We start from the raw sequence: 13,705 nt of genomic DNA, 5'->3' as shown, positions 1-13,705 counted from the left end.
CCGTAATATATGGAGAACGAACATAGTAATGGAGGAAACAATGGTCGCAGATACATTGCTCATCGATGCGTTCGGGCGCATAAAAGAGGTTGTTCACCAGGTGGTCAGGGGTCTGGGGAAAGATGATTTAGCGTTCCGCCCTACCCCGTCGGCTAACTCGATCGGGTGGCTCGTGTGGCACCTGACGCGCATCCAGGACGATCATATCGCGGGCGTCGCGCAGCAGAAACAGGTCTGGCATACGGGCTGGGCGCAGCGCTTCTCATTGCCATTCGCCAACGACGACACCGGCTATGGTCATAGCAGCAAAGAGGTTGGCGCCGTACAGGTAGACGCCGGCCTGCTGCTCGGTTACTACGACGCGGTCCACGAGGCCACCATCGCTTATCTTCAGGGTTTAAAGGATGAGGACTACGATAGAATCGTCGATAGCAACTGGAATCCACCCGTGACCCTGGGGGTGCGGCTGATCAGTGTGATTACCGATGACCTGCAACACGCCGGGCAGGCGGCCTACGTACGGGGTCTGCTGAGCGACTAGAGGTAGCCAGGACAGCCAGGGGGATCGAAAAAAATAGTCAGAGCAAGAACAACACCGGCTTCGTCAGCTCTCAATGTGGGAGCCAGCGTGTTGCGAGACCTCCCTGGCAATATTGAGAAATGCCTTGACGAGCGGCGATGGATGCTCCCCTTTCCAAACGACGGCGTATTCAACCGGCGTCTCCGGGTCGGTAAGTGGCCGATAAGCTACCTCTTCCGTGCGCAGTCCGCTCATGCAGGTCGAGACCAGCGCAACCCCCACACCCGCCGCCACCAATCCGATCACCGCCTGCTCGGATGCGGCCTCCTGGACGACGTTGGGGCGAAAACCGGCGCCCCCACATAGCGCCATGATCTGATCGTGGATCAACGACCGTTGCGCGCGCTCATACATCACAAACGGCTCGGCGGCCAGGGCGCGCAGCGGTACCTGTTTCCTTTTTGCCAGAGGATGGTGTTTGGGGATAGCGACCGTGGCCTGTTCGCGCAGCACGGTCTCATAGATCAACCCCGGTTCATACATCCCCTGTATGGCAAGGCCAACATCGAAGGTCCCCTCCAGGATATGCTCTTCCAGTTCGGGGGAGCATAGCTCCCGCAACGTAACCTGCACAGCGGGGAAGCGCTCCCGAAAGTGATGCACGGCCAGAGGCACCAGGTTGTAGAGGGCCATGCTCGCGTAGCCAATCACCAATGATCCCGTCTCCCCTCGCTCCAGACTCCTTGCCGTCTCAATGCCCAGGCGCAGGTGATCGAGCGCGACGTAGACCTGCGCCAGCAAGGCGCGGCCAGCCTCGGTCAACTCGACCCGACGCGTCGTGCGCCGAAAAAGCGTCACCCCCAGTTCTTCTTCTAGCTGCTTGATCTGAAAGCTCAGAGGTTGTTGGGCCATATGTAAGCGCTCAGCTGCACGGGCGAAGTGCAACTCCTCGGCGACTGCGACAAAATAGCGCAGGTGACGCAGCTCCATGTAGACCTCTCTTATACAGGGTGAGAACGGCGGGTTATGCGCCCGTCCCTGATTATGTATGGTGTGGGTGTTAATAAGTCAAGAATAAGTGTTGGACAAGGGATAGTATATCCCGTAAGGTATATCACAACAAGAGGAAAAAATGCGGTCCGACCTCACAAGAAGATCAGATCACAAAATGAGCATGGAGAAGATAAGCATATGCAAAAGATTGAACTTTCAGCCGGGACTATAGAGTATGAAGATACAGGTGGCAGCGGTCCCGTTGTCGTGCTGCTGCATGGGCTCTTGATGGATGGTTCAGAGTGGCGTCACGTCGTACGTGAATTACACGCCACCTATCGTTGTATCGTGCCGACGCTGCCCGTTGGTGGGCATCGGCTGCCGATGCGGGCCGACGCCGACCTCTCGCTCCTGGGGCTCGCGCGACTGCAAGCCGAGTTTTTAGAGGCTCTGGACCTGCGCGAGGTCACCCTGGTCGGCAACGACCTGGGAGCTTTTCTGGCCACGGCCGGTGAGCATCCAGAGAGGCTAGCACGGCTGGTGATCACTTCTTGTGAAGCCTTCGAGAACATTCCATCCGGTCTACCGGGTCACACAATCTCATTGGCGGCAAAGATTCCCGGCGGGCTGAACGCCATGGTTGTTCAACCCCTGCGGATCCGCGCCATGCGCCGCCTGCCGATAGCCCTTGGGCCGATGACCAAGCGGCCGATTCCACATGAGATCACCGACGCGTGGTTGCGTCCACTCTTCAGCCAGAAGGAGGTCAGGCGCGATCTCCTGAAATATCTGCGCCACTCCAGCAAAGCTGACCTGCTGGCCGCAACCAAAAGTCTGAGCTCTTTTAAGCGTCCGGCGCTCGTTGTCTGGACACCGGAGGATCGCATGATACCCCCCGCGAACGGAAAGCGGCTGGCCGCGCTCCTGCCGCAGGCGCGACTGGTGGAGATCGCCGACAGCTTTACGCTCATCCCTCTCGACCAGCCGGAGAAACTGGCTCACGTCATCCATCAGTTCATCCAGGACACGCCGTAAGCTGCTCTATAGCTGCAAGATACAGTATCGTGAGGCAAAGGCTCACCTACGCGAATGGCTGGTCCCATCGCTCACGGTGAGCAACCTCACCCAATGGCTTTCTTTTCTTCTGGCCCTTGCCGGTGGCCTGGACCGGGTAGCCAAACGGAAGAACGGCCAGGATATCGATCCTGTCAGGAACACCCAGCAGGGAATTAATCTGCTGGAGATTACTAAAGCCCACCCAGTTTGAGCCCACACCCTGGGCCCAGGCCGTCAGAATCATGGATTGAATGGCCCGGCTGGCATCAGAGACTCCGAACGGGCTGTGCTCCATAGCGACAACGATCGCCAGGGGGGCCTGCGCGATATAGGGACCCGTCTGGGCGAGTGGCGCCATCTGGCGCAGCGTCTCCTTGTTTTCAACCACAATGAAGTGCCAGGGCTGCCCATTCATACTGCTGGCGGTCAGGTGCCCTGCCTCAATGATCTGACGAACAACTTCTTCCGGGACCGGCTTATCCTGAAACTGGCGCACCGCCAGGACCGTGCGCACGGCGTCAAATACTTCCATCGCATGTCTCTCTTTCTTTCTCTCAGCGTTACATCTCTTCTCAACTGGAATAACGGAACAATGCTGACCTTACGTATCTTTAGCATATCACCTTTTCGATTAGCCACGACGGGTCAACCCTCAGAATGTGTCTGACACTCATGCTCATCTCCTGCGGCATACCTGCACTTTCGCTCCTACGGTGCTCACGAATCCGTTGTGTATTGGTGCATGCGGGGCGCATGCACCAATACACAAAAGCGCAGCGGACGCGCGTGTGGGGGTGCTCACGTCTTTCCACAAAGAAGATAAGCTCAGGCGACAAACTCTATTGCTAGCATCTCCAACCCATTGGATATATAATGGGGCAATCTATATGTATCGGGATAGATACTCCCCAGGGAAGGGACCTTTTATATTTGTCTGGCTAACCTCATTTGAGAGAGGAGCAAGCAGTATAGATGAATTAAGATAAGTCCTGAGCTTTTTAGTACTCCCATCGCCCTGGACCGCGATCTGTTTATGCGACGGCTCATTGCCAGTCTGGGACATCTGAACGAAGGAATTCTCGGTAGTGAGTTAAAAGGGGCATATATTCTAAACGTTGGACTCTCGATGGGGGCCGCGATTCAGGAGCTCCCCCAGGTGTTTACCCCTTTCTTCCGAGCCTCTAATGCCTCTTCACGGCACTTTTCTGGAGTGGGACTGGGCTTGTACCTATGCCAGAATATCCTGCAAGCCCATGGAGGGAGCATTACTGTTACGAGCCGGGAGGGGCAGGGGACAACGTTCCTGATCTCGCTACCCACCGAAGACCAGCAACATGGAGAACAGACGGAATGAAGAGACGCATCCTGGTAATAGATGATGATGAAGGCATCCAGGAATGCCTGCAGATCATCCTTGAAACAGAAGGCTATGAGGTAATGATGGCCTCGGATGGGATAAAGGCATTAGACCTGCTCACAGCCAGCACTCTTGACCTGATCATCCTCGACCTGATGATGCCGCGCATGAACGGCTATGAATTCATCAAAGTCCTGCGGCAGCAGGGGCGCCATCTCGACATACCGGTTATCCTCCTGACCGCCGATCCCCAGGTCGAAAAGAGGGCCAGCACAATGGGCCTTGACATCTACCTCATGAAACCGTTCGACATCGTGGACCTCCTCGACGTCGTCGCCCGATCACTCCCACAAACAACGTAACATTGCTTACCTATCCGGTTCAAGAAGACTGTTTCGCTCGCTCAGCGCAGGCGAGGATATGCTCTATGTGCTCGGGAACCTGTGGCAACAAGAGTTCGCGCGCCTCAACCTCATCGGTGCGCAGGATCCAGGCGAGAAACCCTACGTCGACGGCGATCATAAAAGCATCGATATCACGGAGGGAGGCGAGCGGGATGCCGCGCTCGCGACAGTAGCCTTCATGAAAGGCGGCCAGGATAGGGGTGTGGTCGTAGTGATAGCGGAACGCCTGTTCTGTGATGGCAAGATCATACAAGTAGTAGCCAAGCGCGCAATCATCAAAATCGATGAGGGCGCAGCGATCGTTCTGTAGCAGGATATTGTCGAAGTGGAGATCGCTATGGATAATACCAAAGTGTTGGGAACCCTCACCCAGTCGCGACATGGCTTCACCAGCGAGAGCAATGGCGGGCTGCAGACGCCGATAGGTGTCGCTCCCCAGATCGCTGATGGCATGTCCATCCGCCCACCAGGAAGCAGGACCCAGCAGCCAGTTGAAGTCATAGCGCGGCCCCACGAATGCAGTAGCGCGTGCAGCCGTATATGCCTGCGCATGCCGATGCAGGCGAGCCAGTACCACGCCAACGGCCGTCGCCGTTTCCGTCGAAAGCGAGTCACGTACAGAATCGCCCTCCACCCAGTTGAACAGCAGGCAGTATTGAAGCGGCTCTCCTTCGTCCACCCCCCAGGAAGTGATGAACTCCCCCTGCTTATTGGCCACAGGCGACGGCACGATCAGATCAGTGTCGTGCCGCAAAGCCTGCAGCCAATCCAGTTCTTCCCGCACGCGCTCAACCCTGGTCAGCGGATAGCTGACGCGCAAAACATACGGCGCATCCGGCGTCTCCACACGCGCCACCGCGCGCCCATGGTATTGGAGAAGCTCCAGGTGCGAAACCTCCAGCGGATACTGGCGCAATATCCGATACAATTCCTGATACTGCTCAACCGACAACTCCATGCTCAACCCTCCTTTGCATGTGACACTCCGCACGCCCTAAAAGGACGGCAGCTTCTTCCACTCCTGGGTCCGCGGCCTTCTGAGTATGTGTCTGCTAGAGACTACTCGCTGAAAAGCCGTAATTGAACAGGAATAGATGAGGAAGGCACTTCCATCCAGCGCCCTTCCTCTTTGGCGGTGCCATGCCACTGGAGACCTGCATGCCCGGGTGGAGGAATAGATGGTTCCTCGTCCCCTCCGGCTTCTTGGCAGATGCCCACACCTGCTGCTTGCGCAGCCTCCTCATGTGCGTCATGAGAAAGGGAAGGCTTTTTCCCCTGTCGTTGGAGCAGACGCTGCCCAATCACGATGGCGGCATTGCGATCGGCATTGCCCCGCATGCCGCATTTCGCACAGAAGACCAGTGGTGCCCCCATCGTGTAGCCTTCCTCGGCTTGCCCCTGACTGTAGCGGGCCACCGGTTCATGGCACCGGGCACATTCTCGGCTGGTATGGCGCGGATTCACTCGGCTGGTCACGATGCCAGCGTTCCAGGCTTTGTACTTGCTGTAGCGGAACATGCGCCCTTTCATCCAGAAAGCCCGTTTGCTATTGCCTCGGCGGCTATATTTCCCCTGCTGGGGTTTCAGATGACCCAGATGTTCAAAGACCAGGATACTAGCGCCCTGCTCTCGCGCAAACTGGACAATACGAGCACTGATCTGATGGGCCAGGTCGTCATCGCGATGGCTGATCTTTTGCCAGCGGGCCGCATTATCCTGCTCACCCTGAGCGATCAGGCCAGTCATGTTGCGGTTGCGTGCAATTGTGCCAAGCTGCCTCTTCCTAAAGTCGTGCACTTCTTTGCCACCTTTGAGGAATTTCGTGGAAAGGACCGTACCTTCGGCAGTTTGGATGGTACAGACGGCGAGATTTTCGCCGAGATTGAGATCAATGGAACACAGTTTGGTCGAAGGCTCGCTCAACTGATGGGCCACGTTGACTGGTCCCTTGAACGTTTTCTCAAGGGGCGTGTGCAGCCACCAGCGATCCCCTTTGCGAATCAATGAAGGGCTCCCCAATGTGTAGCCTTCAGGCACCTCCCGTCCCAGGGTGCGTATCTTGACCCAACTCCAGCAAGAGCCCGTCCATACTTTGAGCACAATGCAGGTGTTCGTCCGTTCCTTCCACTGTCCCGTATAAAAAAGCACAGACTTGTTCCAGGTGCGTGGAGGCACAGGAGGGCGATCCCCGCATTTTTTGCCTTTGGCTTCCGCCTTGGCTTTGCGCGCCTTCCATTTGGAGAGATGGGTAAAGAAGGAACGCGCCGAACCGAGAGCGGCATTGATGGCGGCACGCCGAAACAAAGCCGGAATGGTGTGGCCAATCTCGTGCAAAGGCATGATGGGATCAGGGTTGGCGGTGGTGGCATGCGTCAGCTTTTCCAGGGCGGTGAGGGCCTCTTGATTGGAGAGATTGAGCACCCCTTCATGGGCATTGATCACGCCAAAATAAAAGGCCACCACTCGGTTAAACAACGCCTGATTCGCCGTAAACCAGGCCGTACAGTCAGCGCGACCGCTGATCACTTGCTTGAGGGCCGTCGTTGCAGTAGCCATGGCCTGATCTCCTTTCCCATCGGTAGAAGGACCGTTCAGAAACGTGGTACCCACTTCACCGCACCGCGATGGCGAGAGCGCAGTCCTTGGATATGCAAGAAAAGAACTGCAAGCACACAGCTTTCAGAGGTGCGAATGACCCGATTACTCGAATATATGTTCTATTTTACAACACATGGGCGGGGTCATGCAACAAGCAAGGGCTAAAGCCTGGGCAAACCCGCCTGAGCACCTGGGTTCAAAACCCAGTGGCTTGCGGCGGGTTTTTCCGTCAGAACTCCAAGCCATTGAGTCCCCTCTAGCATAGAACATTCATGCAAGGATGGAGGGGTGAGGTGGTTTTACCAGATACGTTGCTGGCCGGTTTCGAGCCAGGCAACGAGGTAGCTAAGGTGGACGTCCCAGCCCTTGTTTCTGGTGTCATAGAAGTTGTCCCAGTCGGGGCCCTCACCGATGCCGGTGTGGCTGAGGTGGAGGTGGGTACCATTGTAGACCGGATGGAGATCAAAGGTGATGATGGTGGGACTGGGTGAGAGGGACTCCCAGGTATAGCTGAGGCGACGGGGTGGCTCCAAAAGGAGGATTGTGCCGTGATTGACCGTGCCTGTTCCCCAGACAAAGTGTATCGTCCCTCCAGGATGCATTTCAACTTCTGCATGCTTCAGGAACCAGTGCTCAAGGTCTTCTTTATCTATCAGGGCCCGAAAAACACGATCAGTGGTGGCTTTAATATAGAGGTCTTTCTCTAGTGCACGACTACACAGATTCGTCTTCTCCATGACGATATGCGATCCTTTCCAGTCAGATATCTCATATTTTTACGCATTCAATTAACCTATAGGTTAAGTATATAGTAAGAGGATAGCAATGTCAAGAAGGTCAGGAGTACGGCGCGTTAGATGTCTTGTGGACCAGAGATGACCTGTGCGAGCGTGTCGAACAGAGACGGCCAGCCTCCGCTGAAGAGCGCGCGCATCTCCTGTGTAGTCAGCCTCTCATGGGTAAGAACAACTTCGGTCGAAGTGCCAAGATCAAAAAAATCGAGCGTGACGATAGTCTCCTGGCCCTGTACAGACGCGTCTGACCAGGTAAAGGAGAGCCGCTGAGGTGGCAGGACATGTAGATAGGTGCCGGTGATGGAGACGCCGTTCTCGACATCGAAACGGAAAGCTCCCCCCTCCCACGTATCGAGCCGGCTGACGGTCATGTGCAATCCCCGTGGTCGAAACCAGCGCTGCAGCGCCTCGGGCTCGATCCAGGCGCGAAAGACGCGCGCGCGCGTGGCCTTGAACACACGGCGAAGCACGAGGGTGGTGGCATCATCGGGGACTGGAGGGATCATCAGCGTCTTGCTCCTCTTCCGATGTGGTTAGTAGATAGGTTTCGAGCGAGTCGAACTGCTCTTCCCAGAGTTGTCGATAGTGATCAAGCCAGGCGGCAGCTTCTCCCATGGGACCGGCCGCGAGGCGAAAGAGATGCGTCCTTCCATCCTTCCTATGCAGGATAAGGTTGGCGCTCTCGAGCATACGCAGGTGCTTGGAGATGGCCGGCACCGAGATTGAGAATGGCCGCGCCAGCTCCGTTCCAGAAGCTTCTCCCCGCGCCAGGCGCTCCAAAATGGCTCGACGCGTAGGATCGGCGAGCGCGAAAAAAATGGTATTGAGTCGTTCTGATGAATCATTAACCATACAGTTAATTATATAGAGAGTACAGATAATTGTCAAAGCCCCGGCCAACAAAGAATGTTCGTCTCTTGATACATGATCGAATGGGGGAAGGATGGGGGCGCTCTCTATATTTACAATTCTGTATTGTTTTGTCGATTTGTGTTCTGTACTATATCTTTGGTAGCAATTTTACACACTGGTATAGATATGTAGTCTTTTATTTATCTAGAAATTTGTATATACTGTATCCATAGCTGTCGTTAGAGCAGTATTTCATTGTAGAAACGTGAGGGGTAGTATATGACCTTATTTCGCGGAGGCATGAGATGGATCTCGGCCTTCATGCTGGCCTGTACCCTTGTGGCGCTGTTTATAATGCAGGGTACGTTATCCGCACAGGCGGCGGTGACTACGCCGCGCGGAGGGGCGGCGCCGCAGACGACGCAATATCCCAAGCGCCAGCTACGTGGTGCCTGGATCGCTACGGTGACCAATGTTGACTGGCCGTCGAAGCCGGGGCTGCCTATTGAAACACAGAAGCAGCAGTTTATCAACCAGCTGGACCAATTGCAGGCGTTGCACATGAACGCGGTCTTTGTACAGGTCAGGCCAACCATGGATGCCTTCTATCCATCCAAATATGTGCCCTGGTCCCAGTATCTCACGGGCGTGCAGGGTAAGGATCCTGGCTATGATCCGCTGGCCTTTATGCTGTCCGAAGCGCATAAGCGCAACCTGGAATTTCACGCATGGTTTAATCCATATCGCGTCAGCCTGCAGACAGATGTGACGAAACTGGCTCCCAACAATCCGGCGCGCCTGCATCCCGATTGGGTAGTGAAGTATGGTAGCGGGCTCTATTTTGATCCGGGCATTCCGGCGGCCAGGGAGTTCATCATCCAGAGCATTCTGGAGGCGGTACGCAACTACGATATCGATGGCGTGCACTTCGACGACTATTTCTATCCCTATCCCATCGCCGGGCAGGACTTTCCGGATAACGCCACCTATCAACGCTACGGGGCGGCACAATTCGCCAATAAGGCGGACTGGCGTCGCGACAACATCAACAAACTGATTCAGGAGCTCTCGCGGCAGATCAAAGAGGTGAAGCCCTATGTGAAGTTCGGGGTCAGCCCCTTTGGGGTCTGGCGCAATAATTCGGTTGATCCAACCGGATCGGCCACCACAGCGGGGGTCAGCGATTATGATGATCTGTATGCTGATACGCGCACGTGGATCAAGAATAACTGGCTAGACTATATCGCGCCGCAGATCTACTGGAACATCGGCTTCGCCCCGGCGGCCTACGACATCCTGGTTCCCTGGTGGTCCAATGAGGTCAAAGGGAGCCACGTTCAGCTCTATATCGGGCAGGCCACATACAAGATCAACAACAATAACCAGGCATGGGCCAATCCCGAGGAGATGCCGAACCAGTTGAAGCTGAATCTGCAGTATAGCGCGGTGAAGGGGAGCATCTTCTTCAGTATGAAGGATCTCACGGCCAATCCGCTGGGCTTCACGGACCGGCTGAAGAACGACATCTACCGCTATCCCGCACTGGTGCCGATAATGCCATGGCTGGGAGGTCACGCGCCGCAACCGGTCAACCTCAAGCAGGCCAGCGCTCAGGCCAATGGCGTGCAGCTGACCTGGTACACGCCTCTTCACAGCAACGCTACGTATTACGTGGTGTATCGCTTCGATGGGCGCGTCCAGCACAACCGTGGTGACTTTAACAACGCGCAGTACATGCTGGCGACCGTACACCGCACGGCCATCGACGCAACCATGCAAACGTTCACCGATACCACCGCGCAGTCCGGCAAGACGTACACCTACTACGTTACGGCCCTCGATCGTCTGCACCACGAAAGCAATCCAGGCCACGGCCAGACCGTCGTACTGACAAACAAGTAGGGTCTCTCAATAAAGCAACCAAAATGGCTATGTCATATCATTGTTTTTGAGGGACTGGTGCAACACCCCGACCCGGGGTGTTGCACCAGTCCCTCAAAAACAATTGAGCGCCGCAGGCGCGAAGCTTGCGGCTTTCAGATACCTGGATGTAGGAGCGCTGGAACGGCCTGTATCCTTGGTGGAAGAGAGAGCGAGGCCAAAAAGTACTATAAGCAAAAGATATGAGCATCCGGGGGTGTGGTTTTCTGGTAAAATCGACTCATAGTTACAACGCGCCTCGGTAGAAAAACATATCTCTGCTACGCGAGGCTCACCACTACGGCATCATTAATGCTACGGTGGCGGTTGCATCAGTTAGTTCTTACAGACAGTAGACCCTTTAATAAGCACTTAAACATTTATAGTTTCCAGAGGATTAACGAGGGACCGTTATCGAGGGTATCCATTGGTGTACGAGAGGAAGGGACGCTCAGGCCTCCCGACACAACTAGTAATAAACATATAGGAAATGTGCGATGGCAATCAATCAACTAGAAGAAATGAAATTTCAGAACCAGGATCTGGTACTCTGGCACTCTCGCACCGCTCTACGCTTACTGCCCGTTCCAGGCGTTGTTGTGCGCCAGGAAATGGACAAGGTCATTATCCGAGCTCGCATAGATGACAGGCTGCAGGAATTCGCAGTCTCCCCTGTCGAACTGGTTGAGCGGTAGTACATTTAAAAAGAGAGGGCGCGGCGCACGCTGCGCCCTCTCTTTTTTATTTAGCGCGTGATCGGCTTCTTTTCTTTGGAGAGGGAGCCCATTACGTTCTGATTAAGATGCAGATGAGCCCGCACCAGTTCGGGCGGCGTTAACGCCATCCACTGCTTCAGCGAGACATCGGCATAGTGATCGCTTTTAAACATCTCCAGAAAGCGCAACGTGGTATCCCCTGTATTTTCAATGTAGTGCCCCATGGCGAACGGGACATAGCCCACATCCCCGGCCTGGTAGTCGAAGGTGCGCGATTTACCCTCGGAAGCGAAGACGCTCATGCGACCACTGCCCGCGATGTAGTATTGCCATTCATCGGCGTTGGGATGCCAGTGGAGCTCACGCATGCCTCCTGGCTCTATCTCAACCAGCGCCGCGGCGATGGTGGACGCGGCCGGGAAGTTCGTAGAGTCTACGATACGCACCGTGCCGCCATCCATCTTGATCGGTTCCTGAGCGTGCAGGCGATAGGCGAACGAGTGCGCGGGTGACCCCTGCGGATTGGGCACCTGATCATCGGCCAGCGGACCCGGCACCTTGTCCGGAAAGATGTAGAGCTCGTGTTCCGGGATGGAGGCGAAATCGCTCTTGGCGACCCCGAAGTTCCTGGCCAGTACCGACTTCGGCGTATGCGCGAACCAGTCCGATATCAAGAAGGTGGAATCCTCTGAAAAGTCGCCATCATCGAAAACGAGCAGGAACTCACAGCCATCCTCCAATCCCTGGATCGAGTGCGGGATACCGGCGGGAAAGTTCCAGAGATCTCCCACTCCGACATCTGCCAGAAAATTTCGCCCATCCTGGTCCACGGCACTGATGCGCGCATGACCATCAAGCATATACGCCCACTCGGCCTCTTTATGCCAGTGCAGCTCACGAATAGCACCGGGATTCAGGCGCATGTTGACGCCCGCCAGCGTGGTGGAGATCGGCAGTTCGCGCCTGGTGACCTGTCGCGCCCAACCACCCTCTTGCAGCCGATTATGGGCCATAGCAAAAGGGAATTTAAGGTTGGGGACCGTCCCCGAGTCGGTCTCAGGTGGTGTCAGCACATCGGGATTCTGCCGATCCAGGGTGACATTGCGCGGCCCTGGATCGGTTCCTCCCATACCATCCCGCATCGGCTGTGGTACAACAGACGTCTCATTGGAGCGGTTGAATGCATTCATGTTTATCACAACCTTTCATTGCCCGCAGACAGCTCTAAACATGGCTAACCCATGGGATGCTTTATTGGTGTGGATCAAGAATAACCTTAATATAACCGTTGGCGCGCGCATCGAATTGCTGGAAAGCCGAGGGTGCCTGCGAGAGGGGCAGTCGATGCGAGACGATACGGCCCGGTTTGAGGCGACCCGCGATGATCATATCGCGCAGCTGTGTATTGTAGCGCTCGTCGTGATCGCGTCCCATGCCGATAGAGATGTTGTTCTTGAACAGCGTCTGCCAGGGCACAACCAGGTTGCCCTGCTTTTCAATCTCGCCAACGGGGCGCGTGTCATTGGGGACGAACACACCAATGATACCCAGGCGACCATTGGGATTGATGAGGCGTGACAGATCCTCGATCACCTGGTTGGGCTTCTCGCGATCTGGATTGGCGCGATCACGCGCCTGAAAGCCAATCGCATCGATGCCACAATCAACGCCACCCATGATATCCTCACCACGCCAGGTAGGACCTGCGCTCTTGCGCTGGCGGCCGTGCATCTCTCTAATCTGCTCAACCGGATCACCAACGCGAAAATCGATCGGGATGGCGCCCAGCTCCTCAGCCTTCTTGAGACGCTCGGGGATATAATCTACCATGTAGACCTCGCTCGCCCCGCGAAAGAGCGCGCAGTAAGCGGCCAGCAGACCAATCGCGCCGGCGCCAAAGATGGCCACGCTATCGCCAGTTGAAACATGCGCCAGTTCGGTCGCATGGTAGCCACTCGGAAAGGCATCGGCGAGCAACACAAAATCGTGTTCCCAGTCATCACCGGGCTCGCCAGGCAGACGCAGGCAATTGGCGTCTGCGAACGGAACGCGTACAAGCTCGGTCTGCGTCCCTTTGTACGGTCCCATGCCAGGATAGCCATAAGCCGCCCCTGCAGCTCCGGGATGGGTGATCAGGCAGGACGCGCTATCGCCGCGCACACAGTTATAGCAAAAACCACAACAGATATGTGTCGGCACCACCACCCGGTCCCCCTTCTTGATTGAGACGACCGCCGGCCCAACCTCTTCAACCACACCCAAAGGCTCATGCCCGATCACATTGCCATTAAAATCGCCCATGCGACCCTCATAAATATGCAGATCGGTCCCACAGATAGCCGAGGATGTTATACGCATCAACACATCGGTCGGCGCCTCGATACGCGCATCCTCGACCGACTCGATATTCAATTCTCTCTCACCACGCCAGACAACCGCTTTCATGGAAACGCTCCTTGATCCTATCTTTCTATGCCACACAATGGCATGCTCTC

The 13,705-nt window shown here is 55.7% G+C and carries 15 protein-coding genes; 6 read left to right on the top strand and 9 right to left on the bottom strand.

From position 1 onward, the window contains the following. Positions 1 to 40: 40 nt before the first annotated feature. Entirely contained in the window at positions 41 to 541 is a 501-nt protein-coding gene (locus tag AABA21_RS31990; protein ID WP_338256509.1) for a mycothiol transferase, read from the top strand. Positions 542 to 604: 63 nt separating this feature from the next. Here AABA21_RS31990 and AABA21_RS31985 read toward each other — a convergent pair whose 3' ends face one another. Beyond that, entirely contained in the window at positions 605 to 1,510 is a 906-nt protein-coding gene (locus AABA21_RS31985; protein WP_338256507.1) for a LysR family transcriptional regulator, read from the bottom strand. A 201-nt stretch (positions 1,511 to 1,711) separates the two neighbouring features. On the opposite strand from AABA21_RS31985, the gene AABA21_RS31980 reads away from it, so the two are divergent. Then, positions 1,712 to 2,548 carry an alpha/beta fold hydrolase gene (locus AABA21_RS31980; protein WP_338256505.1) on the top strand — a complete coding sequence of 279 codons (837 nt, stop codon included), beginning with the start codon at positions 1,712 to 1,714 and terminating at the stop codon, positions 2,546 to 2,548. 46 nt (positions 2,549 to 2,594) lie between these two features. On the opposite strand, the gene AABA21_RS31975 is transcribed toward AABA21_RS31980, so the two are convergent. Beyond that, positions 2,595 to 3,101, bottom strand: a complete 507-nt coding sequence (locus AABA21_RS31975; protein WP_338256504.1) for a nitroreductase family protein — start codon at positions 3,099 to 3,101, stop codon at positions 2,595 to 2,597. Between the two features lie 501 nt (positions 3,102 to 3,602). Between AABA21_RS31975 and AABA21_RS31970 the strand changes: the two genes are divergently transcribed. Next, positions 3,603 to 3,923, top strand: coding sequence for an ATP-binding protein (locus tag AABA21_RS31970; protein ID WP_338256502.1), 321 nt, complete (start codon positions 3,603 to 3,605; stop codon positions 3,921 to 3,923). Further along, positions 3,920 to 4,288 carry a response regulator gene (locus AABA21_RS31965; protein ID WP_338256501.1) on the top strand — a complete coding sequence of 123 codons (369 nt, stop codon included), beginning with the start codon at positions 3,920 to 3,922 and terminating at the stop codon, positions 4,286 to 4,288. The genes AABA21_RS31970 and AABA21_RS31965 overlap by 4 nt, the downstream gene beginning before the upstream one ends. Before the next feature lie 19 nt (positions 4,289 to 4,307). Here AABA21_RS31965 and AABA21_RS31960 read toward each other — a convergent pair whose 3' ends face one another. The 5 genes from AABA21_RS31960 to AABA21_RS31940 all read right to left on the bottom strand — a co-directional run bounded on the left by AABA21_RS31960 (position 4,308) and on the right by AABA21_RS31940 (position 8,574). Beyond that, entirely contained in the window at positions 4,308 to 5,288 is a 981-nt protein-coding gene (locus AABA21_RS31960) for a phosphotransferase enzyme family protein (protein ID WP_338256499.1), read from the bottom strand. 101 nt (positions 5,289 to 5,389) lie between these two features. Then, on the bottom strand, positions 5,390 to 6,886 hold the full coding sequence (locus tag AABA21_RS31955) for an RNA-guided endonuclease TnpB family protein (RefSeq protein ID WP_338256497.1): 1,497 nt from the start codon (positions 6,884 to 6,886) through the stop codon (positions 5,390 to 5,392). A gap of 341 nt (positions 6,887 to 7,227) precedes the next feature. After that, positions 7,228 to 7,665 carry an SRPBCC family protein gene (locus tag AABA21_RS31950; protein ID WP_338256494.1) on the bottom strand — a complete coding sequence of 146 codons (438 nt, stop codon included), beginning with the start codon at positions 7,663 to 7,665 and terminating at the stop codon, positions 7,228 to 7,230. A gap of 116 nt (positions 7,666 to 7,781) precedes the next feature. Continuing rightward, positions 7,782 to 8,228, bottom strand: coding sequence for an SRPBCC family protein (locus AABA21_RS31945; RefSeq protein ID WP_338256492.1), 447 nt, complete (start codon positions 8,226 to 8,228; stop codon positions 7,782 to 7,784). Next, positions 8,206 to 8,574, bottom strand: coding sequence for an ArsR/SmtB family transcription factor (locus AABA21_RS31940; RefSeq protein ID WP_338256490.1), 369 nt, complete (start codon positions 8,572 to 8,574; stop codon positions 8,206 to 8,208). Before AABA21_RS31940 ends, AABA21_RS31945 begins: the two co-directional genes overlap by 23 nt. 279 nt (positions 8,575 to 8,853) lie before the next feature. Here AABA21_RS31940 and AABA21_RS31935 point away from each other — a divergent pair, with 279 nt between their 5' ends. Together AABA21_RS31935 and AABA21_RS31930 are read left to right on the top strand one after the other, a co-directional pair. Continuing rightward, positions 8,854 to 10,476, top strand: a complete 1,623-nt coding sequence (locus AABA21_RS31935; protein ID WP_338256488.1) for a glycoside hydrolase family 10-like protein — start codon at positions 8,854 to 8,856, stop codon at positions 10,474 to 10,476. 515 nt (positions 10,477 to 10,991) lie between these two features. Beyond that, complete coding sequence (locus AABA21_RS31930) at positions 10,992 to 11,189, top strand: hypothetical protein (RefSeq protein ID WP_338256486.1); 198 nt, start codon at positions 10,992 to 10,994, stop codon at positions 11,187 to 11,189. A 50-nt stretch (positions 11,190 to 11,239) separates the two neighbouring features. On the opposite strand, the gene AABA21_RS31925 is transcribed toward AABA21_RS31930, so the two are convergent. Both AABA21_RS31925 and AABA21_RS31920 read right to left on the bottom strand, forming a co-directional pair. Then, on the bottom strand, positions 11,240 to 12,400 hold the full coding sequence (locus AABA21_RS31925) for an oxalate decarboxylase family bicupin (protein ID WP_338256485.1): 1,161 nt from the start codon (positions 12,398 to 12,400) through the stop codon (positions 11,240 to 11,242). Positions 12,401 to 12,461: 61 nt separating this feature from the next. Then, positions 12,462 to 13,655, bottom strand: coding sequence for a glutathione-independent formaldehyde dehydrogenase (locus AABA21_RS31920; RefSeq protein ID WP_338256484.1), 1,194 nt, complete (start codon positions 13,653 to 13,655; stop codon positions 12,462 to 12,464). Positions 13,656 to 13,705: the final 50 nt, after the last annotated feature.

The sequence above is a fragment of the Dictyobacter halimunensis genome (assembly GCF_036245075.1).
The sequence above is the reverse complement of the archived record's forward strand: the minus strand, read 5'-3'. Positions and strand labels throughout refer to the sequence as shown.

Bases quoted from the DNA above. Each gene is read 5' to 3' on its own strand.
- AABA21_RS31990 (WP_338256509.1), top strand. From the start codon at position 41: ATGGTCGCAGATACATTGCTCATCGATGCGTTCGGGCGCATAAAAGAG.
- AABA21_RS31985 (WP_338256507.1), bottom strand. From the start codon at position 1,510: ATGGAGCTGCGTCACCTGCGCTATTTTGTCGCAGTCGCCGAGGAGTTG.
- AABA21_RS31980 (WP_338256505.1), top strand. From the start codon at position 1,712: ATGCAAAAGATTGAACTTTCAGCCGGGACTATAGAGTATGAAGATACA.
- AABA21_RS31975 (WP_338256504.1), bottom strand. From the start codon at position 3,101: ATGGAAGTATTTGACGCCGTGCGCACGGTCCTGGCGGTGCGCCAGTTT.
- AABA21_RS31970 (WP_338256502.1), top strand. From the start codon at position 3,603: ATGCGACGGCTCATTGCCAGTCTGGGACATCTGAACGAAGGAATTCTC.
- AABA21_RS31965 (WP_338256501.1), top strand. From the start codon at position 3,920: ATGAAGAGACGCATCCTGGTAATAGATGATGATGAAGGCATCCAGGAA.
- AABA21_RS31960 (WP_338256499.1), bottom strand. From the start codon at position 5,288: ATGGAGTTGTCGGTTGAGCAGTATCAGGAATTGTATCGGATATTGCGC.
- AABA21_RS31955 (WP_338256497.1), bottom strand. From the start codon at position 6,886: ATGGCTACTGCAACGACGGCCCTCAAGCAAGTGATCAGCGGTCGCGCT.
- AABA21_RS31950 (WP_338256494.1), bottom strand. From the start codon at position 7,665: ATGGAGAAGACGAATCTGTGTAGTCGTGCACTAGAGAAAGACCTCTAT.
- AABA21_RS31945 (WP_338256492.1), bottom strand. From the start codon at position 8,228: ATGATCCCTCCAGTCCCCGATGATGCCACCACCCTCGTGCTTCGCCGT.
- AABA21_RS31940 (WP_338256490.1), bottom strand. From the start codon at position 8,574: ATGGTTAATGATTCATCAGAACGACTCAATACCATTTTTTTCGCGCTC.
- AABA21_RS31935 (WP_338256488.1), top strand. From the start codon at position 8,854: ATGACCTTATTTCGCGGAGGCATGAGATGGATCTCGGCCTTCATGCTG.
- AABA21_RS31930 (WP_338256486.1), top strand. From the start codon at position 10,992: ATGGCAATCAATCAACTAGAAGAAATGAAATTTCAGAACCAGGATCTG.
- AABA21_RS31925 (WP_338256485.1), bottom strand. From the start codon at position 12,400: ATGAATGCATTCAACCGCTCCAATGAGACGTCTGTTGTACCACAGCCG.
- AABA21_RS31920 (WP_338256484.1), bottom strand. From the start codon at position 13,655: ATGAAAGCGGTTGTCTGGCGTGGTGAGAGAGAATTGAATATCGAGTCG.